Source organism: Alkalicoccus luteus, from assembly GCF_052061695.1.
Taxonomy (GTDB): Bacteria; Bacillota; Bacilli; order Bacillales; family Salisediminibacteriaceae; genus Alkalicoccus; species Alkalicoccus luteus.
The window spans coordinates 313191-333757 of the sequence record NZ_JBPZEY010000002.1 but is presented as its reverse complement, the minus strand read 5'-3'; the positions used below and the strand labels follow the sequence as shown (position 1 = coordinate 333757).

At 47.1% G+C, this 20567-nt stretch carries 18 protein-coding genes; 17 read left to right on the top strand and 1 reads right to left on the bottom strand.

The window, feature by feature from the left end; translation table 11 throughout:
• The first annotated feature begins 298 nt into the window (after positions 1-298).
• The 16 genes from ACSZLD_RS03855 to ACSZLD_RS03780 all read left to right on the top strand — a co-directional run bounded on the left by ACSZLD_RS03855 (position 299) and on the right by ACSZLD_RS03780 (position 19330).
• Positions 299-1258 (top strand): ring-cleaving dioxygenase, encoded by a 960-nt coding sequence (locus ACSZLD_RS03855; RefSeq protein WP_444684273.1) that lies wholly within the window; start codon positions 299-301, stop codon positions 1256-1258.
• A 163-nt stretch (positions 1259-1421) separates the two neighbouring features.
• Positions 1422-2870: a cardiolipin synthase gene (gene cls / locus ACSZLD_RS03850; protein ID WP_377908419.1), complete on the top strand. Its 1449-nt coding sequence runs from the start codon at positions 1422-1424 to the stop codon at positions 2868-2870.
• A gap of 282 nt (positions 2871-3152) precedes the next feature.
• Positions 3153-4187 (top strand): N-acetyl-gamma-glutamyl-phosphate reductase, encoded by a 1035-nt coding sequence (gene argC, locus ACSZLD_RS03845; protein ID WP_377908418.1) that lies wholly within the window; start codon positions 3153-3155, stop codon positions 4185-4187.
• 13 nt (positions 4188-4200) lie between these two features.
• Entirely contained in the window at positions 4201-5427 is a 1227-nt protein-coding gene (gene argJ / locus ACSZLD_RS03840; protein WP_444684306.1) for a bifunctional glutamate N-acetyltransferase/amino-acid acetyltransferase ArgJ, read from the top strand.
• 18 nt (positions 5428-5445) lie between these two features.
• Positions 5446-6234: an acetylglutamate kinase gene (argB, locus tag ACSZLD_RS03835; RefSeq protein WP_444684272.1), complete on the top strand. Its 789-nt coding sequence runs from the start codon at positions 5446-5448 to the stop codon at positions 6232-6234.
• Positions 6221-7411 (top strand): aspartate aminotransferase family protein, encoded by a 1191-nt coding sequence (locus ACSZLD_RS03830; RefSeq protein ID WP_444684271.1) that lies wholly within the window; start codon positions 6221-6223, stop codon positions 7409-7411. The genes argB and ACSZLD_RS03830 overlap by 14 nt, the downstream gene beginning before the upstream one ends.
• Positions 7404-8465: a carbamoyl phosphate synthase small subunit gene (locus ACSZLD_RS03825; RefSeq protein WP_377908415.1), complete on the top strand. Its 1062-nt coding sequence runs from the start codon at positions 7404-7406 to the stop codon at positions 8463-8465. Before ACSZLD_RS03830 ends, ACSZLD_RS03825 begins: the two co-directional genes overlap by 8 nt.
• Entirely contained in the window at positions 8450-11599 is a 3150-nt protein-coding gene (gene carB / locus ACSZLD_RS03820; RefSeq protein ID WP_444684270.1) for a carbamoyl-phosphate synthase (glutamine-hydrolyzing) large subunit, read from the top strand. Before ACSZLD_RS03825 ends, carB begins: the two co-directional genes overlap by 16 nt.
• Positions 11596-12531 (top strand): ornithine carbamoyltransferase, encoded by a 936-nt coding sequence (gene argF, locus ACSZLD_RS03815; protein WP_444684269.1) that lies wholly within the window; start codon positions 11596-11598, stop codon positions 12529-12531. Before carB ends, argF begins: the two co-directional genes overlap by 4 nt.
• 75 nt (positions 12532-12606) lie before the next feature.
• Positions 12607-13827 (top strand): argininosuccinate synthase, encoded by a 1221-nt coding sequence (locus ACSZLD_RS03810; protein ID WP_377908412.1) that lies wholly within the window; start codon positions 12607-12609, stop codon positions 13825-13827.
• Positions 13828-13943: 116 nt separating this feature from the next.
• Positions 13944-15326 carry an argininosuccinate lyase gene (gene argH, locus ACSZLD_RS03805; protein ID WP_377908411.1) on the top strand — a complete coding sequence of 461 codons (1383 nt, stop codon included), beginning with the start codon at positions 13944-13946 and terminating at the stop codon, positions 15324-15326.
• 139 nt (positions 15327-15465) lie between these two features.
• Complete coding sequence (locus ACSZLD_RS03800; protein ID WP_377908568.1) at positions 15466-16536, top strand: branched-chain amino acid aminotransferase; 1071 nt, start codon at positions 15466-15468, stop codon at positions 16534-16536.
• A gap of 115 nt (positions 16537-16651) precedes the next feature.
• Complete coding sequence (locus tag ACSZLD_RS03795) at positions 16652-17119, top strand: DUF6884 domain-containing protein (protein WP_444684268.1); 468 nt, start codon at positions 16652-16654, stop codon at positions 17117-17119.
• Positions 17070-17615, top strand: coding sequence for a DNA-deoxyinosine glycosylase (locus ACSZLD_RS03790; RefSeq protein WP_444684267.1), 546 nt, complete (start codon positions 17070-17072; stop codon positions 17613-17615). The genes ACSZLD_RS03795 and ACSZLD_RS03790 overlap by 50 nt, the downstream gene beginning before the upstream one ends.
• Positions 17608-18483 (top strand): 5'-3' exonuclease, encoded by an 876-nt coding sequence (locus ACSZLD_RS03785; RefSeq protein WP_444684266.1) that lies wholly within the window; start codon positions 17608-17610, stop codon positions 18481-18483. Before ACSZLD_RS03790 ends, ACSZLD_RS03785 begins: the two co-directional genes overlap by 8 nt.
• A gap of 19 nt (positions 18484-18502) precedes the next feature.
• Complete coding sequence (locus ACSZLD_RS03780; protein ID WP_444684265.1) at positions 18503-19330, top strand: cobalamin-binding protein; 828 nt, start codon at positions 18503-18505, stop codon at positions 19328-19330.
• On the opposite strand, the gene ACSZLD_RS03775 is transcribed toward ACSZLD_RS03780, so the two are convergent.
• On the bottom strand, positions 19327-19719 hold the full coding sequence (locus ACSZLD_RS03775) for a thiol-disulfide oxidoreductase DCC family protein (protein WP_444684264.1): 393 nt from the start codon (positions 19717-19719) through the stop codon (positions 19327-19329). The two genes, ACSZLD_RS03780 and ACSZLD_RS03775, sit on opposite strands and share 4 nt — an antisense overlap.
• Positions 19720-19865: 146 nt before the next feature.
• On the opposite strand from ACSZLD_RS03775, the gene ACSZLD_RS03770 reads away from it, so the two are divergent.
• Positions 19866-20423: a tyrosine-type recombinase/integrase gene (locus ACSZLD_RS03770; protein ID WP_444684263.1), complete on the top strand. Its 558-nt coding sequence runs from the start codon at positions 19866-19868 to the stop codon at positions 20421-20423.
• Positions 20424-20567 lie beyond the last annotated feature (144 nt).

Sequence of the window (20567 nt, the reverse complement as noted above, 5' to 3'; positions counted from 1 at the left end):
ACCTCGATCTTGATCCACCGGAGTAGAGGCCCACCGATGTCAGCAGCTGGCAGGACATTTCAAAAGCCTGATTATGTTAGGTTCGAGCTTCTTAGGAAGTGATGGAACCCTGCCTATGATAGACTTTATTCTCAAATTGATGATGACGAACGATTATGTAGATGGTTTATTCGGCAGGCTGTAGTTCAACTCCGTTCAACGAGTATGCCCGCCCAATAAAGTCGTAAGCGTTCATCATTGCATAAGAACAAAAAGAGCGATATACTATAAAAAAGTAAGTGGAAGGAAGGAAGATAGCATGAAGCTGATTAAAGGAATTCACCACGTTTCTTCGCTCACTGCAAATGCAGCCGACAATTATGCATTTTATACAAACGTCTTAGGCATGCGCTTAGTTAAAAAAACCGTCAACCAGGATGATCCGAGCATGTATCATTTATTTTACGCAGACCGCTACGGCTCTCCCGGAACAGATTTCACATTTTTTGAAATACCGATGGCCGGGAGAACACACCGCGGCTCTCAAAGCATCAGCAGCACCGGATTACGCGTCCAGTCAGATGAAGCAATATCCTTCTGGAAAAAAAGACTGGATGCGCTTCAAATTACAGTTGGCGACCCGGAACAGAGGGCTGGCAGGCTCACCCTCGCGTTTGAAGACCATGAGGGACAGCGGATCCGCCTTTTTTCTGATCGGAACGGTGCCGAAACGCCTGCTGGAACACCGTGGGAGCATCCCGATATTCCTGAAGAAATGGCAATTATCGGTCTTGGGCCTTCCGAGCTTACGGTCCGTTCACTATCTAAAACAGAAAATGTGCTGCTGAACGTTTTGTCCTTTACGAAAATATCTGAGGAAGAAGTAAAAGAAGGGACACTCATCATTTATTCAACTGCATCTGGAGGCAATGGCGCCGAAGTGCACGTGATCCAATCGTCTGAAGCGAAGGAACGTCCGGGAAGAGGAAGCGTACATCATGTTGCTCTAAGGGTAAAAGATGAAGAAGAGCTTCGCACGTGGAAACATACGGTGGATGAAGCAGGTTATGCAAATTCAGGCATTGTGGAACGCTATTATTTTACCTCGCTGTATTTCCGTGATGGCAATGGAATATTGTTTGAACTCGCAACGGATGGACCCGGATTCCATATGGATGAGCCGATAGAGCAGCTCGGTGAAAAGCTTGCCCTGCCGCCTTTCCTCGAACAGAGGCGCGATGAAATTGAACAGAAGCTGAAGCCGATTAAGGCTGAGTGATAATGATGCCGCAGACTGGTTCTGCGGCATTTCTATTGGCAGATCCATTTCATCAGAGTCTATCTGGACTGTACAACTTTTGGAAATGTACGGTAAACTTACGTTATCAATGTGTGACAGATCACGACGGTTTTACTGGTTATCAGAAAGGAGGCAGCCATTCATGGATATAATGTCCGTCCTGCTTGTGCTATTGTTTTTTGCTAATATATTGTTCGCTGGCATTATTATTTTTATTGAACGAAAAGATGCGACGGCTACTTGGGCCTGGGTGCTCATCCTCTTCTTCATTCCGTTTCTTGGCTTCATCATCTATATATTTTTAGGCCAAAATTTGACTCGAAGGCGGTTATTTGATTGGGAGGGTATTAGCAGAATTGGAATTACCGATGTGCTGAAGCATCAGATCGAGCAGATTCGCAACCCGTCTTTTTCGTATCATAATGACAATATCGATCCTTACAGGGATATGATATATATGCATTTGATTAATAACGACGCTATTTTGACAAAGAATAACGACATAGATGTTTTCTCTGATGGTCAAGATAAGTTTGAACAATTGAAGCAGGATATTCGGGAGGCGCAGGATCATATTCATATGCAGTACTACATATTTCGCCATGATGAATTAGGCAAAGAGCTGATTCAGCTGCTTGCAGAGAAAGCTGCTCAAGGAGTTAAGGTGCGCATTCTCTACGATGAGCTTGGGTCCAGAAAACTTCGCAGACGTCATTTTGATCAGCTGACAAAAGCAGGAGGAGAGGTCGGCGTCTTTTTCCCGTCTAAAATTGCGCTGATTAATATCCGACTGAACTACCGGAATCACCGTAAGCTGACGATTATAGATGGAGCAGTCGGATACGTAGGCGGTTTTAATGTTGGGGATGAGTATCTGGGGAAAAGCAAGCGTTTCGGTTATTGGAGGGATACCCACCTTAGAATCACTGGAAATGCAGTTGATCCGATGCAGACACGGTTTATCCTGGATTGGAACCAGGCGGCAAAATCTCACGCGATTGCCTATGAGGCGAGGTATTTTCCAATGAAGCAGAGTGAAGGCAATGCTGCAGTACAGATCGTTTCCAGCGGCCCTGACTCTGAGTGGGAGCAGATTAAAAACGGGTATATTAAATTGATTAACAATGCAAAAGAGTCCGTCTATATTCAAACACCATATTTCATCCCTGACCAAAGTCTGCTGGATTCAATCCGGATTGCATCATTATCAGGGAAAGATATTCGAATCATGATTCCGAGCATGCCGGATCACCCATTTATATACTGGGCGACACTTTCACATATCGGACAGCTGATGAAAAGCGGTGTCAGTGTGTACATTTATCAGCGCGGCTTTATACATTCTAAAGTTGTAGTAGTGGATCGGGCAGCTGCTTCTGTCGGCACCGCTAACATTGATATGCGGAGCTTTCGGCTGAACTTTGAAGTAAATGCCTTTATATATGATCAGCTTACCGCTGAAAAGCTGGCAGCTGAGTTCGAACAGGACATGATGCATGCTGATAAACTGACTAAAGAGAAGTATGATGCACGGTCTAAGGTCGTCCGCTTTAAAGAGTCTATTTCACGGCTGCTTTCACCTGTTTTGTAGTTCGTTCACTATATGCCTACTGGTGCTGCAGCATCTTGCAGGGCTTTCTCTGAAAAGGAGATCTTACGACGTTGATGGTTAAAATAACAAACGGAATAAGCGAATAACTAGCGAGCAGCACAGTTTTGTCGATTAAGCGTTCTCCAGGAGAACGCTTTTTGTTTGCCTGAAGTACAGAACAAAAGCCGTAATGTATAAAAAATCATAATAACTTATAATTATTATTGCATATTAATAAATCTATAAGTATAATAATGAATTAATTCATCATTCATAAAGGACGTGACAGGATTGAAACAAGCAGCGGTTGTTGGTGGAACTGGATACGGAGCCCTTGAGCTGATCCGAATTTTAGAAAATCATCCTTTTCTGGAGCTCACTACGGTCATATCTCAGTCAGAAGAAGGAAACGATATAGGGGAGCGCTATCCGCATCTCCAAACAATTCGTACCGATTCATTCAAAAATATGGAAGCTGCTGCGGCGTGCGACGTTATTTTTATTGCAGCTCCTGCTGGAGTAGCAAGCAAACTGATTCCAACGCTTTCAGCAAGTAAAAGCCAGATTATCGATCTATCTGGCGACTTGAGGCTTGAAGACAGTGACGTATATGAAGCGTGGTACGGTCTGGAGCCGCCGGATAAAGCGATGCAGCAACATGCCGTTTACGGGCTTCCTGAAGTAAACAGGGAGACTATACGGGAGGCACGGCTCATCTCTAATCCAGGATGTTTTGCAACTGCTGCTATTCTCGGGATGTATCCAGCGGTAAAACAGCAGCTGATTGAGCCGGGCACGATCATGATGGATGGCAAGACAGGCGTTTCGGGTGCCGGACGTAAAATGTCTATGATGACCCACTTTTCCGAGACGAATGAAAACATAAAAGCGTATCGTACCGGAGCACACCAGCATGTGCCAGAAATCGAAGAGCATCTTGGAAAAGCTGCTGGCATCCAAACACCTGTCTACCTGCAGACGCATTTGATGCCGATGACGAGAGGGATTATGGTCACTTCATACGGTCGACTCGCAGGCTCGGCTACCGAACTGCAGCAGGCTTATGAAACAGCTTATGAGCATGAACCGTTTACCCGCTTTCGAAAAAGCGGTCTAATGCCGCAGACAAAAGATGTATATGGAAGCAGCTACTGTGATATTGGTGTATTCGCTGATGAACGCAGCGGTACGCTGATGACGGTCGCCGTTATTGATAATTTAATGAAAGGGGCGGCAGGTCAAGCCGTTCAAAACTGCAACATTATGAATGGATGGGCTGAATATTCCGGTCTACAAATGGTACCCCAATATCCGTAAGGAAAGGCAGGAGATTAGAATGACGCTGGTCAATATCGTTTCATCTATCAATATAAAAGGCGGGGTGACGAGTCCAAAAGGTTTTTTTTCAGGAGGCACTCATTGCGGCCTAAGGCGCAAGAAACTCGATTTCGGCTGGCTTTATTCCAGCGTTCCTGCAAAGGCAGCTGCCGTATATACGCAAAATGCGTTTCAGGCAGCGCCGCTTAAAGTGACGCAGGAATCGATTGCTGAGGAGCAAAAGCTGCAGCTGATCGTCGTTAACTCGGCCAATGCAAATGCCTGTACCGGTAAGCAGGGGCTCGAAAACGCCCGTTTAACCCGGAAATATGCCGCTGAAGAAGCTGGTCTGCCTGAACATCTGGTTGCTGTTCAATCAACTGGATTGATCGGCGTGCAGCTTCCAATGGATAAAGTCGAAACAGGAATTCGCTCGATAAACCTTGAATCACAGGATGCAGCTTCATTTGAACGAGCGATTTTAACGACAGATACATGTACGAAGCATGCTTCTGTCGAATGCGAAATTGAAGGGAAGCAGGTTACCATCGGCGGAGCCGCAAAAGGCTCGGGCATGATCGATCCAAACATGGCCACAATGCTCGCTTATATTACGACAGATGCGGATGTGTCACAAGATGCACTGAAAAGTCTGCTAAAAAAAACCACGGATAAAACCTACAATCAAATCACGGTGGACGGTGATTCATCCACGAATGATACGGTTGTCGTTTTAGCAAATGGAGCTGCCGGGACAACTGAATTCGATGAGTCTCATCCTGAATGGGGTGCCTTCGAAGAGGCGTTTACAAAGCTGTCACAGGAGCTGGCTAAAAAAATTGCCAGAGACGGTGAAGGGGCTACAAAGCTGATTGAGGTTCAGATCGAAGGGGCAGCGACTCCGGCAGATGCTGGAAAAATTGCTAAATCGATTATTTCTTCAAACCTGGTGAAAACGGCAATTCACGGCGCTGATCCAAACTGGGGACGGATTGTATGTGCGGCTGGATACAGCGGAGCGTCAATGAAATCTGAAGCAGTGGACGTGTACTTAGGTCCAATCCAGGTTGTTTCCGAAGGGCTGCCGCTCGACTTTGATGAGCCGGAAGCGTCTGCTTATTTAACGCAGAGCGATATTCATATAAAAGTAAAGCTTGAGGATGGAACAGGCGCTGCTCAGGCGTGGGGATGCGATCTGTCGTATGAATACGTCCGAATCAATGCCTCGTACCGAACGTGATGTAAAGGAGGTTAACAAATGGATTATCTCGTAATCAAGCTTGGAGGCAGCACGATCGAGGAACTTCCCGGCAGCTTTTTTAATGAAATAAACGCATTGAAGCAGGCAGGCTGCTTCCCGGTGATCGTTCATGGTGGAGGACCCGCCATCAACCGGTTGCTGCAGGATCGCGGCATCAGCGCTTCTTTTACGGATGGGCTGCGTGTTTCCACTCCGGAAGTCGTTGAATCTGCTGAAATGGTACTGAGCGGATCTGCCAATAAACACATCGTCAAGCTCCTGGAAAACGCAGGGGTAAAGGCGGCAGGAATCAGCGGCGTCGATGCCGGGCTGTTCCAGCCTGTACCAGTGAATGAAGTCCGATACGGACAGGTAGCCTCTGTTGAACAAGTGGATCCACATTTGATCAAGTTGTTGACAGCGGCAGGAATAACCCCAGTTATTTCACCAATTGCAGCATCAGGCACGGTAACGTATAACATTAACGCGGACGAAGCTGCCGGAGCCTGCGCATGTGCCCTGGCTGCTCCGCTGTTGTTTATTACAGATGTTGAAGGCGTGATAGACGGCCGATCCGGTGATCTTTGCCGGCACCTTGATCCAGAAATGGTAGAAACACTGATTCATGACGGCATTATTTATGGTGGGATGATTCCGAAAACAAAGGCTGTCCTTCGGGCTCTTAACGAAGGGGTTTCAGAAGCAGTCATGGTAAATGGTTCGAACGGTAATGCGCTGTTAAATTACTTTCACAAAGGTGAGGCCGGTACTATTTTCCGAAAGGAGAATATCTATGCAGAATATTAAGCAAAAGTCTCCGCTCATGAACACCTACGCCCGTTTCCCAATCTCTGTAGCGAAAGCTGACGGGAGTTATTTGACGGCTGATGACGGCACCGACTACTTAGACTTTACATCAGGAATTGCGGTATGCAATCTCGGTCATCGTCCCAAGGTGGTGCAGAAAGCAGTCGAGAATCAGCTCCAGGAATATTGGCACGTATCTAATTTATTTCAGCAGGACATTCAGGAGCGTGCAGCGACTTCCCTCATAAAAGGCACTCATTTGGATCAAGTCTTTTTCTGTGGAAGCGGAGCAGAAGCCAACGAAGCTGCGATTAAGCTTGCCAGAAAATACTGGTTCGACAAGGGGGCGCTTCAAAAATCGGAAATTGTAACCTTTGAACAGTCGTTTCACGGCCGTACGGGCGGTGCTATGGCAGCAACAGGCCAGAATAAAATTAAACATGGATTTGCACCACTGATGCCCGGATTCACGCACTTACCGTTTAATGATACGCAGGCCATCACGAACATAAATCCGCAAGTAACAGCTGCTGTCATGCTTGAATTGATTCAAGGTGAAGGCGGAGTCGTACCTGCTGACCAGGAATGGGTTAATGAACTCGTCCATTACTGCAGAACACACGGCATATTGATCATTGCAGATGAGATTCAGACCGGCGCTGGACGAACCGGCTCCCTATATGCGTTTGAACAGTTCAACGTAAAGCCAGAGATTGTTACAGCTGCGAAAGGCATTGGATCCGGTTTTCCGGCAGGTGCCTGTCTCGCCTCAGCAGAGGTTGCTGCTTCCTTTTCTCCAGGAACGCATGGGACAACCTTCGGCGGACATCCTGCAGCTTGTGCAGCAATAGAGGCGACAATGGGTGTCATTCAGGAAGAGGGATTTCTTAAGGAAGTCCAAGATCGATTTGCTATATTTCGCAAGCAGCTGGAACTGCTGGCATCTTCGTACAGTCAAGTGAAGCAAGTACGCGGAAGCGGCGCAATGATCGGCATCGTCGTAGAAGAGGCCGCCCCATATTTGCAGAAGCTTCGAAACCGGCAGATTCTGGCGCTTCCGGCAGGTCCGCAGGTGATACGCATTTTGCCGCCGCTGACAGCTTCTGATGAAGCATTATCGACGTTTGTTCAACTATTTGAGGAGATTTTACAAGAAGGAGAAATTAGTCATGACTAACGCTTATCTAATATTGGATACAGGGGATGTGCTGGCAGGAAAAAAAATCGGCGCTGATACGGAAAGCTCCGGTGAACTCGTCTTCAATACCGCAATGACAGGCTATCAGGAAATGATGACGGACCCATCCTATAAAGGGCAGCTGCTGACGTTTACGTATCCACTGATCGGCAACTATGGTTTTCAGGACAAATTTAATGAAGGCGGCGCTCCAGCTGTGGAAGCGGTCGTGACAGGTTCTACCGGGTGCGATGAGCGTGCAGAAGAGTTTGACGCCTATTTGCAGCACCACGGTATCCCTGGCATGACTAATGTTGATACACGCAAGCTCGTGAAGATTATTCGTACGAAGAAAACGGTGAAAGGCTTCATCTCCGTCAATCAGCCCGCTGCTCCCGTTTTTCATTTTAATGAGAATCCTGTCCCGGAAGTGTCTGTTCAGGAACCGGTCGCATTTCCTGGTGAAGGCCCTCATGTTGCTGTATTGGATTACGGCTGTAAATCATCTATCGTTCATTCACTTCTGGAGGAAGGGTGTGCTGTGACGATGATGCCGCATTCGAGTTCAGCAGCTGACATACATGCATTAAAGCCTGACGGTGTATTGCTAAGCAATGGTCCTGGCGATCCGCTTAAGCTTCAAAAGGAGCTGCCTCACATTAAAGAACTGACGGAATCCTATCCGGTTCTCGGCATCTGTCTCGGGCATCAGCTTATTGCTTTAGCCTATGGAGCAGAGTCGATAAAGCTGCCGTTCGGCCACAGAGGCAGCAACCATCCGGTCAGGCATATTCCGGACGGGAAAGTATACATGTCTTCGCAAAATCACGGGTATGTTGTCAGCGAGCCGTCAGACGAAGCATTTCCTTTTGAACGGCTTTTTGAAAATGTGAATGACGGCACATGTGAAGGGTTCAGGCACAAGAGTCTTCCGGTGCAGTCTGTCCAGTTTCATCCTGAGGCTCACCCTGGTCCAAGCGACACGCATTTTATTTTTAAGCAATTTATTAACAGTCTGGTTTCTGGAGGTAGCAAAGTATGTGCAGCAACATAAACACCGTTTTAGTGATCGGGTCAGGCCCGATTATTATCGGACAGGCAGCAGAATTTGATTATGCAGGCACGCAGGCTTGTCTTGCATTAAAAGAAGCCGGCAAACGGGTCATACTCGTGAATAACAATCCGGCTACTATAATGACGGATACTGCATTTGCAGATAAAACGTATCTGGAGCCGCTGACGGTTTCCACGTTGGAATCGATTATTAAAAAGGAGCGCCCGGACGGACTGATCGGGACGCTCGGCGGCCAGACAGGCCTTAACCTGACAGCCAAGCTCTACCGTTCAGGTATTCTGGATGCATATGGAGTAAAGGTGATGGGCACGTCAGTGGAGTCGATTGAGAAAGGGGAAGACCGGGAGTTGTTTCGATCACTCATGATCGAGATTGAAGAGCCTGTCATCGAATCTGAAATCGTTGAGTCAGTGGAAGCAGGACTTCATTTCGCAGCGTCTATCGGCTATCCAGTTATTCTTCGTCCGGCTTATACGCTAGGCGGAGCAGGCGGAGGATTCGCACACAGTGAAGAGGAAATGAAGTCGATGCTTGCGTATGCACTTAAAGAAAGCCCGATCCATCAAGTACTCGTGGAAAAGAGTATCAAAGGATGGAAAGAGGTGGAATATGAAGTCATGCGGGATGCAAATGACACCTGTATCATCGTTTGTAATATGGAGAACATGGATCCGGTCGGGGTCCACACCGGCGATTCGATCGTCGTAGCACCTTCTCAGACGCTGACAGACTCACAGTATCAGATGCTGAGAGAATCATCGTTGAAGGTAATCCGTGCGCTTGATGTGGTAGGCGGCTGCAATATTCAGTTTGCGCTGCACCCAGAGACGGATGAATATGCGATTATTGAAGTTAATCCGCGTGTCAGCCGTTCATCAGCGCTTGCTTCGAAAGCGACCGGATATCCTATCGCAAGAATTGCCGCTCTTACAGCTTGCGGACAGACGCTTGACCGAATTCCCAATCCGATTACCGGAAACACGTTTGCTTCCTTTGAGCCGGCGCTCGATTATATTGTTGTAAAGCTGCCAAGGTTCCCATTCGATAAGTTTTCCGAGGCAGACCGTTCCCTTGGCACACAAATGAAAGCAACGGGCGAAGTCATGGCTTTGGAAAGAACGTTTGAAAGTGCATTTTTAAAAGCAATGAGATCAATGGAAACCGGAAGTCACAGCCCGAGGCATCACCTGCTCGCGAGCTACAGGGAGGAAAAACTGAAAGAGATGGTAATGCATCCTGAAGACCTGCGGGTTTACGCTGTTTATGAACTGCTCATCCGCGGCTGGCGTCCCCAGCAAATAACGGATTTGTCAGGTATTCACCCCTGGTTTTTAACTCGTCTCGAAAAGCTTTGCAAGCTGGAGAAAAAAGCAGCTTCGCAACAGCTTTCGACAAGCCTTTTAACAGAACTAAAGCAGGCAGGTTTTTCAGATAAACTGATCGGTGATCTGCAGGGCGTATCAGAATCAAAAGTGCGTCAACTGCGAAAGGACGATAATCTGAAGCCCGGGTATAAGCTGGTGGATACGTGTGCAGGAGAGTTTGAAGCGGTCACCCCGTATTATTATTCCACCTGGCATGGAGAAGACGAAGTGACGCCAACTCCTGCTCGAAAAGTCCTTGTCGTCGGATCCGGCCCGATCCGGATCGGACAAGGCGTTGAATTCGATTACTGCTCTGTTCATGCTGCTGAAGCAGTGAAAGCACTCGGTTATGAAGCTGTCGTGATTAATAATAACCCGGAAACAGTCAGCACAGATTTTAATACTGCTGACAGGCTTTACTTTGAGCCGCTTACAGCGGAAGATGTCATTCACGTTGCTGAGAAGGAACAGGTTGAAGCTGTCCTGCTGCAGTTCGGCGGTCAGACAGCGGTTAATCTGGCTCAGGCGCTGGAGGAGCACGGACTTCCGGTAGCCGGCACATCAGCTGACGCAATAGAACTGCTGGAGAACCGGGAATCCTTCTATCACTTGCTTGATCAACTGAATGTTGCACATATTAAGGGGACTACAGCGGATTCAAAGGAAGACGTGCTATTAAAAGCTGAAAAAACGGGCTATCCCGTTCTAGTGCGACCATCCTACGTGATCGGTGGTCAGGCCATGTATATCTGTCATAACGAGCATGACCTTCAAGCATACCTCGACCGGCTGGAATGGACAACAGATGCGCGATGCTGGCCGCTGATGGTGGATGCTTTTATCGCGGGTAAAGAGTTTGAAGCTGATGTAATCAGCGACGGGACAAATTTGTTTATTCCTGGATTTATGGAGCACGTGGAGCGGGCAGGCGTCCATTCAGGTGACAGCTTTACGATTTACCCTTCAACAACGATTCCTGAGCATGTGAAAGCTGAAGCAGCACACATATGCGAGTTAATTTGCAGAAAAGCTGGCGTTTCAGGAATGATGAATATCCAGTTCGTATATGACAATGAAGTATTGTATGTCCTGGAAGTAAATCCGCGGGCCTCCAGAACGGTCCCTGTTATCAGTAAAGTGAGCGGCACAAACCTGGTCCGTGAAGCAGTGGCTGCTCAGCTGCATTTTAAGCTGAGTAAAACCGGACTTATCGATGATCTACCGCATATCACGGTGAAAGCACCCGTGTTTTCGTCGGCAAAGCTCAAGCAGGTTGATCCGATGCTCTCGCCTGAAATGAAATCAACCGGGGAAAAAATAGGCATTGCAAGTACGCTCGCAGAAGCAGCTGCTAAAGTATTGGATGCAAACAGCCTTCAAACGTGCTATATCAGCGCAGCTGACGCGTGGAAAATGGAAACGGCGGATCTGCCGCTTGAACATCTTGAACTGTTTGCTTCTAAATCTACAGCAGAAAGTCTTCGTGCCAATAACTGGCATGTAACAGACATGTCGCTGGATGAAGCAGAGCAGGCAGCAGCAGAAGGAAAGCTGGATGCTGTTCTTAACGTCCCCACCGCAGGACGCATGGCGGAGTCAGCCGGATTCCGCTTAAGGCAGACATGTATCGCTCATGGAACGATGCTGTTTACTCACCCTGACACGTTTCGGTTTTACCGTACTTACGCCGGGACCGCTCATGAGCCGCTCGCCGTGCAGGACCTGTTTATAAAGGAGGAAATACAATGATTAAAACAAAGGTACAGCATCATTTAGAAGTAACAGATTTAACCGCTGACGAACTGCATCAGCTGCTGGATGAGGCAGCTGTATTAAAAAAACAGCATCATGAGAAGCTAATTAACAAAGAGTTGGAAGGGCAAACCTTGGCAATGATTTTTGATAAATCTTCTACGAGGACCAGGGTTTCGTTTGAAGCCGGAATGACACAGATGGGGGGGCACGCTATTTTTCTCTCCCCGGAGGATACACAAATCGGACGCGGCGAATCTGCAGCAGACACCGCCCGGGTTCTGTCAGGGTACGTAGACGCCGTCATGATCCGTACGTTTTCTCATGAAATGGTAGAGGAGTTTGCAGCCTACAGCAGCGTTCCTGTCATAAACGGGTTGACCGATACCCATCATCCTACTCAAGTGCTTGCGGATCTGCTTACGATCAAAGAGCAGAAAGGAACCTTGCAAGGATTGACTGCAGCATTTACCGGGGACGGCTACAACAACATGACACATTCACTTATGCAGGGAATGGCACTGGCAGGAATCGACTTTCGTGTGGCGTGCCCGGCAGGTTATGAGCCGGATCAGACGATTTTAGAAAAGGCTTCTGCATTAGCCGCAGCTCATGGCGGATCACTGATGATAACGAAAGACACAGAAGAAGCAGTCACAGGTGCAGATGTGTTGATTACAGATGTATGGGCCAGCATGGGCATGGAAGCAGAGGCTGAAACTCGTAAAAAGACATTCATGCCGTATCAAATAAACACAGAGCTGGCTTCACTAGCCGCGGATGATTATATATTCATGCACTGCCTGCCTGCTCATCGAGGAGAAGAAGTGACAGCCGCTGTGATCGATGGCGCACACTCCGTTGTATTTGATGAGGCAGAGAACAGACTGCACGCACAAAAAGCACTCCTCAAAAAATTAATGATTTAATTTCTTTTTTTGTTGCATTATGCATAAAGATACGTTAGTATCTATATAAATACTAATTGAGGAGAGGTTTTACACATGAGCAAAGGAAAAGTAGTACTCGCATATTCAGGCGGACTGGATACGTCAGTCTGCATCAAATATTTGCAAGAGGAATATGGATATGAAGTAATCGCGCTGGGGCTGGAAATTGGAGAAGGGAAAGATCTCGAAGCATTAAAAGAGAAGGCACTGAAAGTAGGCGCGGAAAAAGCAGTAATCATTGATGCCAAGGAACTGCTGGCAGAGGAATACCTGCTGCCCGCTCTCCAGTCCAATACGCTTTATGAAGGCAAATATCCGCTTTCATCTGCTTTATCCCGACCGCTTATTTCCAAGCTGCTCGTAGAAGTAGCTGAAGAGGAAGGTGCCGTCGCAGTAGCACACGGCTGCACAGGAAAAGGAAACGACCAGGTTCGATTCGAAGTATCCATTCAGGCGCTTAATCCCGATTTGGAAGTGATTGCGCCAGTTAGAGAATGGGGCATGAACCGTGAAGAAGAAATCGAGTACGCGAAGAAAAAAGGCATCGATGTACCGGTAAATGTTGAAAAGCCGTACTCGATTGACGCGAACATTTGGGGAAGAGCCTGCGAAGCAGGGGTGCTGGAAGATACGTGGGCAGAGGCACCGGAGGAAGCTTTCGACTGGACAGCTTCTATTGCAGACGCACCGGATGAGCCTGAGTACGTCGAGCTCGCATTTGAAGGTGGTAAGCCGGTCTCTATAAACGGCGAGAAAAAATCGTTCGTTTCCATTATTCAAGAACTGAATGTGATCTGCGGCAAGCATGGTGTCGGCAGAATTGACCATATCGAGAACAGACTCGTGGGCATTAAAGCAAGAGAAGTGTACGAAAACCCTGGCGCTCTTGCGCTTATCAATGCACACAAAGAATTAGAGTTTCTGACGCTTACAAAAGAAGTGACACAGTTTAAAACAACAATCGAACAAAAATTCACGCAGCTGATTTACGATGGTCTGTGGTATTCTCCATTAAAGGATGCGCTTTACGGATTTATTTCCGAAACACAGGCGCAGGTTAACGGTAAGGTAAAGCTGAAGCTTTGGAAAGGAACGCATACAGTTGTAGCGAGACACTCTGAAAACAGTCTTTATAACGAAGGGCTCGCGACGTATTCCAAAGGGGACGCGTTCGATCATCACGCTGCACTTGGCTTTATTAAACTTTGGGGGCTTTCGACGAAAACGTATTCCCAGGTTAATCAGAAAAAGCCGGTACTCACTTCCGAAACGTAAGGATGTACCGCCGCTTCATACCGGAGCGGCGGTATTTTCCTGCCAGAAGCTCTATTGGCGTTTCGATGAAAGAGCTGGTAAAGTAAATGTCATCAAAACGAAATGAGGGATTGATTATGTCTAAGCTCTGGGGCGGAAGATTCACTAAAGATACAAATAAGCTTGTAGAAAAAGAGACAGCATCGATTCAGTTTGATCAAAAGCTGATGGAATACGACATTCAAGGAAGTATTGCACATGTTACCATGCTTGCCAAACAAGGGATCGTTTCAGAGGAAGATAAAACCCTCATCATAGAAGGCCTTCAAGCTGTTAAGAGCAAGATTAACAATCAGGAACTGGAATACAGTGATGAAAATGAAGACATTCACATGAATATCGAAAAATTCCTGATTGATGAAATCGGTCCTGTCGGTGGAAAGCTTCATACAGGAAGAAGCAGAAATGATCAAGTGGCGACCGATATGCATTTATATTTAAAAGACCATACGAAAGCAGCGGCTGCGATGATTGAAGATGTGCAGCAGGCGTTAGTCGCGCAGGCAAAGCAGCACGTCGATACGATCATTCCTGGTTACACCCATTTACAGCGGGCACAGCCAGTTTCGTTTGCCCACCATCTCCTCGCTTATTTTTGGATGCTTGAGCGGGATAAAGGACGATTTCTCGACAGCTTAAAGCGAACCGATCTCATGCCGCTCGGAGCTGGAGCACTTGCAGGAACCACATTTCCGATAGATCGGCATTATACAGCCGAACAGCTTGGCTTTGATGCCATTTACGAAAACAGCATGGATGCAGTAAGTGATCGGGATTTTATTCTGGAATTTATGGGAGCAGCCTCAACGCTGATGATGCACATTTCCAGATTGTCGGAGGAGCTGGTGATCTGGAGCAGTCAGGAATTTCAGTTCATCGAGCTTGACGACTCGTTCTGCACCGGATCTTCCATTATGCCCCAAAAGAAAAATCCGGACGTACCCGAACTGTTACGAGCAAAAACAGGACGCGTTTATGGCAATCTCCTGGCACTGTTGACCGTGTTAAAGGGGCTGCCTCTTGCCTATAATAAAGACATGCAGGAGGACAAAGAGGGGATGTTCGATACGGTAGAAACACTTACAGCTTCCTTGCAGATGCTCGCTCCGATGATCGGAACGATGCAGGTACGCACGGAGAATATGAAACAGGCGGTTTCAGAAGACTTCTCAAACGCTACCGATATCGCGGACTATCTTGTCAACAAAGGGACGACTTTTCGGGAGGCGCATGAGATCATCGGCCGGATCGTACTTACAGCGATTCAGAAAAACAAATTTCTGTTGGACTTAGACCTGGAGGAATATCAGTCGTTTTCGGATAAATTTGCAGAAGACATCTATGACGTGCTTAAACCGCAAAACGTCGTGGCAGCCAGAAGCAGCTACGGAGGCACTGGTCAGAATCAGGTGCTGATTCAGCTTGAACAGGCCGAAAAAGTGCTACATCAGCAACAGTAAGCACTGAAAAGATATCATGTTTAGTTCAAGTGATTAATCATGGAATTTTCAAACTATTTCATGTTCTTCTATCTCTTTTCGTGATACAATATATCACATTATCCGATTTTTTAAAGAAGGAAAGAGAGGCATGCTGACGATGGAAGCGACAGTGGCAATTACAGAAGCGAAGCACAAGAAGGGAAAGCCGGATCCGGAAACACTTCAATTCGGCAAAACATTTACTGATCACATGTTTACGATGGAGTATGAAGAAGGAAAGGGCTGGATTAAACCTGAAATTATTCCATATGCACCGGTTGAAATCGATCCGGCTGCAATGGTTCTGCACTACAGTCAGAGCGTATTTGAAGGGTTGAAAGCTTACCGCAGTCCTGAAGGGGAAGCTGTGCTTTTCCGCCCGGACGAAAATTTCAAACGATTAAACCGCTCAAACAGACGGCTCAGCATACCGCCGGTGAATGAAGAACTGCTGATGGAGTACCTGCTCCAGCTGCTTGAACTTGAAAAAGAGTGGATTCCAGATACTGAAGGAACATCGCTGTATATAAGGCCGTTTATTATCGCAACCGAACCAAGTCTTCAAGTAGCTCCTGCGAAGGCCTATAAGCTGTTTATCATTTTATCTCCTGTAGGGTCTTATTATCCGGAAGGGATTCATCCGGTCAGCATTATGGTTGAAGACCACTTTACCCGTGCAGCCCGGGGAGGTACTGGAACTGCAAAAACAGGAGGCAACTATTCAGCCGGCTACAACGCCCAGGCGAAAGCTTCTGGAGAGGGGCACGCACAAGTGCTGTGGCTTGACGGTGTTGAGAAGAAATACGTCGAGGAAGTCGGCAGCATGAACGTGTTCTTCAAAATAAATGGGGAGATCGTGACGCCCGAGCTCAATGACAGCATCCTTCAGGGTGTCACGAGAAAATCTGTGATTGAGCTGCTGGAGTACTGGAACGTTCCAGTGTCTGAGCGGCGAATATCAATGGAAGAAGTGCTCGCAGCCTACGAAAATGGTGAGTTAGAGGAAGCGTTTGGTTCTGGTACTGCTGCGGTGATCTCCCCGATCGGTGAGCTCACTTGGAAAGGAACACCGATGATTATCAACGGCCGAAAAACCGGTGAAATCACAAAATCGCTTTATCAAACGCTGACAGGCATTCAGACTGGTCAGGTAAAAGATCCGTTTGGGTGGACGAGAACGATTTCTTAGCACTGCTGGAAGAAGGGCTTACCTGTTCATCGGGTAAGCCCTTCTTTCGTAAAGAAACGCAATGTAAGAAATCACCGTTTTGTGCTAGTATGGAGGGGCAGAGGAGAGATGTTCGATGGATATATGTATTATCCCATGTGGAAAAAAGAAAATTTGGGATGTGGAGCCTCAGACTGGGGCCGTTAAAGCATCAGAGGCATATATTGGTACGCTTCACCGGAAATGTCAAGCATATGCAGATCTCTTCACAGACAGCTACCGGATTTTATCTGCACGACACGGTTTTCTTCACCCGGATGATCTCTTGTTTACCAATTATGATGAGACATTTGGAAGTCGCTCAATGAGCGTAGCAAGTGAGAGTCTTTCCCATCAATTTTCGCAGCTGCCTTCCGAAAAGCGCATCATTTTGCTTACCGGTAAAAAGTATGAAGAGAAGCTAAAACCGCTTTTGCAGCGCGAAACGGTTCTCCGTCCATTAAGTGGTGCACGGGGCATTGGTGATATTCTGCATCTGCTTCAGGAGGCGGTCGATGCACGTATACCGCTGCACAGAGAAAGGTGGGAAACTGATGCAGGTTGAGTCGATGAAGCCGATCGTTGGTCCTGAACCTAAGCTTTTACTTGTTGGATCAATGCCAGGAGTGAGGTCGCTTGCCGAGCAACAATACTACGCACATCCTCGTAATCATTTTTGGAAGATTATCGGTGATCTGCTAGGGTGTTCGTTATATGATGCTTCCTATCAGACGAAGCAGAAAATTATGATGGATCATCACATTGCAGTGTGGGATGTGCTTAAACACTGCGAAAGAGAAGGAAGCCTGGATCAAGCTATACGCGATGAGGTTCCCAATGATGTACAATCGTTTCTTCGAGAACATCCGCACATACGGACGATAGGCTGCAATGGCAGAAAAGCATATGAGTCCTTAGTTCGACACCTGCCCACTCATAATGAAGTTTACATAAGTTATTTACCGTCAACTAGTCCGGTGCCAGGTCGGAACGTAAAGACATTTGAGCAAAAACGGGATGCTTGGGAACAGTTATTTAAGGAGGCTGCTATCATTGAATGAACACCTTGTTTTAATTGACGGTTTTAATTTACTCAGCAGAGCCTACTTCGCGACCTCATACGGGCGCGATGACCATCAACTGGAAAAAAACAGCGGGGGCCGGTATATACATGCCCTGAAAGTATTCTTCTCTAGAATCAGTAATCTGCAGGAACGGTTTCCCGGGGGGATCGTCATCGCCTGGGATGCGAAACGGGAGGACACGATTCGTAACCAGGATCACCAGTTTTATAAGGCCCAGCGCAAAGACCTTCCAGCGCCGCTTATTGAGCAATATCATACCGCTACTGAAATTTGCGCTGATATGGAATTGCATCAGATGCAGGTAGCAGGGTATGAAGCAGACGATATTATCGGAAGTTTCACAAGAACATCTCTGCCCGTTAAGAAAGTCATTTACAGCAATGACAAAGACTTGTTTCAGCTGCTAACTGAAGAAACGGATCAGCTTTTCGTGCAAAAACGCAAAGAGATTCACTATCAGCTCCATCACTTCCAGGAAGACTACGGAATTCAGCCGGCACAGTGGATCGATGTAAAAGCTCTGCTTGGGGATCCTAGTGACAATATTCCGGGCTGCCCCGGGGTCGGAGCCAAGGCGGCCCTTCCGTTGATTCAAATGTATGGGAGCGTCGAGGGCGTTTACCATCACTTAGAGGAGTTGGATCCGGCCTTCAACCGCTACAGAAAAAAGCTAGAGAATGGCCGTGAATCTGTCATGATCAGCCGTGAGCTTGTTGAAATTCACTGCGACCTCCAAGATGTACATGCCGTGGATTTGGATACGCTGCAATCCCCGTCTCAAGCTCAATTTAGAAATGTACTTGAGCACTACCAAATTCTAAAGGACCCGTTTACACTCTCTTAAGGAAGGAGGCAGTTCATTCATGCGAATCGTTTCGATATGTCCAAGCAATACGGAACTGCTGCACTACTGCGGTCTCTCGACTTATCTGTGCGGAGTAGATGATTACTCGGACTGGCCGTCAAGCATTACTGGACTTGAGCGGCTTGGCCCGGATTTATCAATCGACCTAGATAAAGTCGAGGCACTTAACCCGGATCTTGTTTATGCATCGCTGTCTGTTCCGGGGATGGAGAAAAACATAGAAGGCTTGAAAGACCGCGGAATACCGTATATGACGGTAACGAACCCGGAATCAATGAGCCAGGTAGGGGAGGTTCTGCTTGAAATTTGTGAAGCAGCAGGTCTTCATCAACGGGGAGCTGATTTGAAACATCAATATGAATCCTTTTTAAACCATTATCAGTCATTAGCGGATACGATCACTTCAAGAAAACCCTCCTTGTATTGGGAATGGTGGCCAAAGCCCGTCTTTTCTCCAGGCGGGCGCAATTGGCTGACTGAGATGTCTGCGCTCGCAGGAGGCATTAATATGTTTCACCATGATGAGCGTGCAAGTGTCAAAACAGACTGGGAGGACATTCGCGAGCACGATCCAGATGTAATTCTCGCAGCCTGGGTGGGGGTGGAAACAGCTAAAGTGAATCCTTCCGTAATTAAGAAACGGCCGGGCTGGACAGATATGCAGGCTTTGAAAACGAACCAGCTTCATGTGATGGAAGAGCCGTTTTTCTGCCGGCCGTCACCAAGACTTATGATCGGACTGGCAAAGCTTGCATACCTGCTGCATCCAGACGTTTATCCGGAGCCTACCGGGCGCGAGGATGAAAAGCTGCTGCAGGAAATTTAATAATTGATAAATCGTGCTTTGACTTCCGCTGATGGAAGCGGGCACGATTCTTTTTTGCCAAAAATCCTGTACCGGTTCCGAGCGATCCAGTCGTATAGACGATCCGAAAAAGGCAGGAAGGGGAGAATTCTGCCAAACGTATAAATTCCGTGCAACTGACGGCAGACTTCAGCTGCAGCTGAAGCTTTATAAAATACGCGTCCGTCCGAACGAATAAAGACGATAGAGTCGACTTCAGAGTCAATTTCAAATTCTTTATGAAGCTGCTTCGCCTTATCACTCTGCAGTGAAACGAAATAGATCGGTTCTTTCGCATTGTGATTTAATATAACGGTAACAGCCCCATCGCACAAGCTGCATTCCCCGTCATACAGCAGTAAATGTCTCATGCCCATCACCTCGCCATTCTATTCCCCTTAACAATTATATGCAATCATACCTTAAGTCTCGTTTTGTATGATACATAGGTGGGTTGACTCTTTTTAAATTATCATTCAATATGAGATTAAAAGAATGATTGAAAGGAGAGTGCTTTATGGGAGGGAATCACAGGTCGAAGCCTCGAGAAATGGAGCCAATTAAGAATAAAGCAGATCTGGAAAGGTGGAAACGGGAACTTGCGAAGCAGAGCGATCGAGATTACATGCTTGGGCTGCTGCTATTAAACACTGGTATGAGACTGTCTGAAGCGCTTCAGCTTCGGGTTAGGGATGTGAGGGGAAGGGAGAAGGTCCGCATAAAAGCGGACCAGGAATTCGTGTATCCTCTCCATGGCGCCGTCCGAAAACTGCTTGCTGCGTACACCTCAAATATGGATCAGGATGATTGGTTGTTTTCGTCCAGGAAAGGGGGAGGGCCTCTTCAGCGGGATCAGGCATCAAAACTGTTGAAAGGGTGCGCGCAGAGGGCGGGTATTCCTTCTTTTGGTGTTCACTCGTTACGTAAAACGTTTGGGTATCATTACTATCAGGCCTCAGGTGACGTTGAATTTCTGCGAAAGTTATTCAGGCAATCCTCTCAAAGTGTTACGTTGTCATACATAGGTGTGATCGGGGAAGGGGCGGATTCGCTCGACGATACGTTTAGTCTGTAGTCTATATTCAGCTTCCTTATCCATCCGAAGACAATACAACATAGAAGCAGTCGTGTTATCGCGGCCGGTGCTTATCATTTTCGTGCATTTTACTTTGTAGTTACTTTGTAGTTTATTTTGTATGTGGATAAAACAGCGTATGGG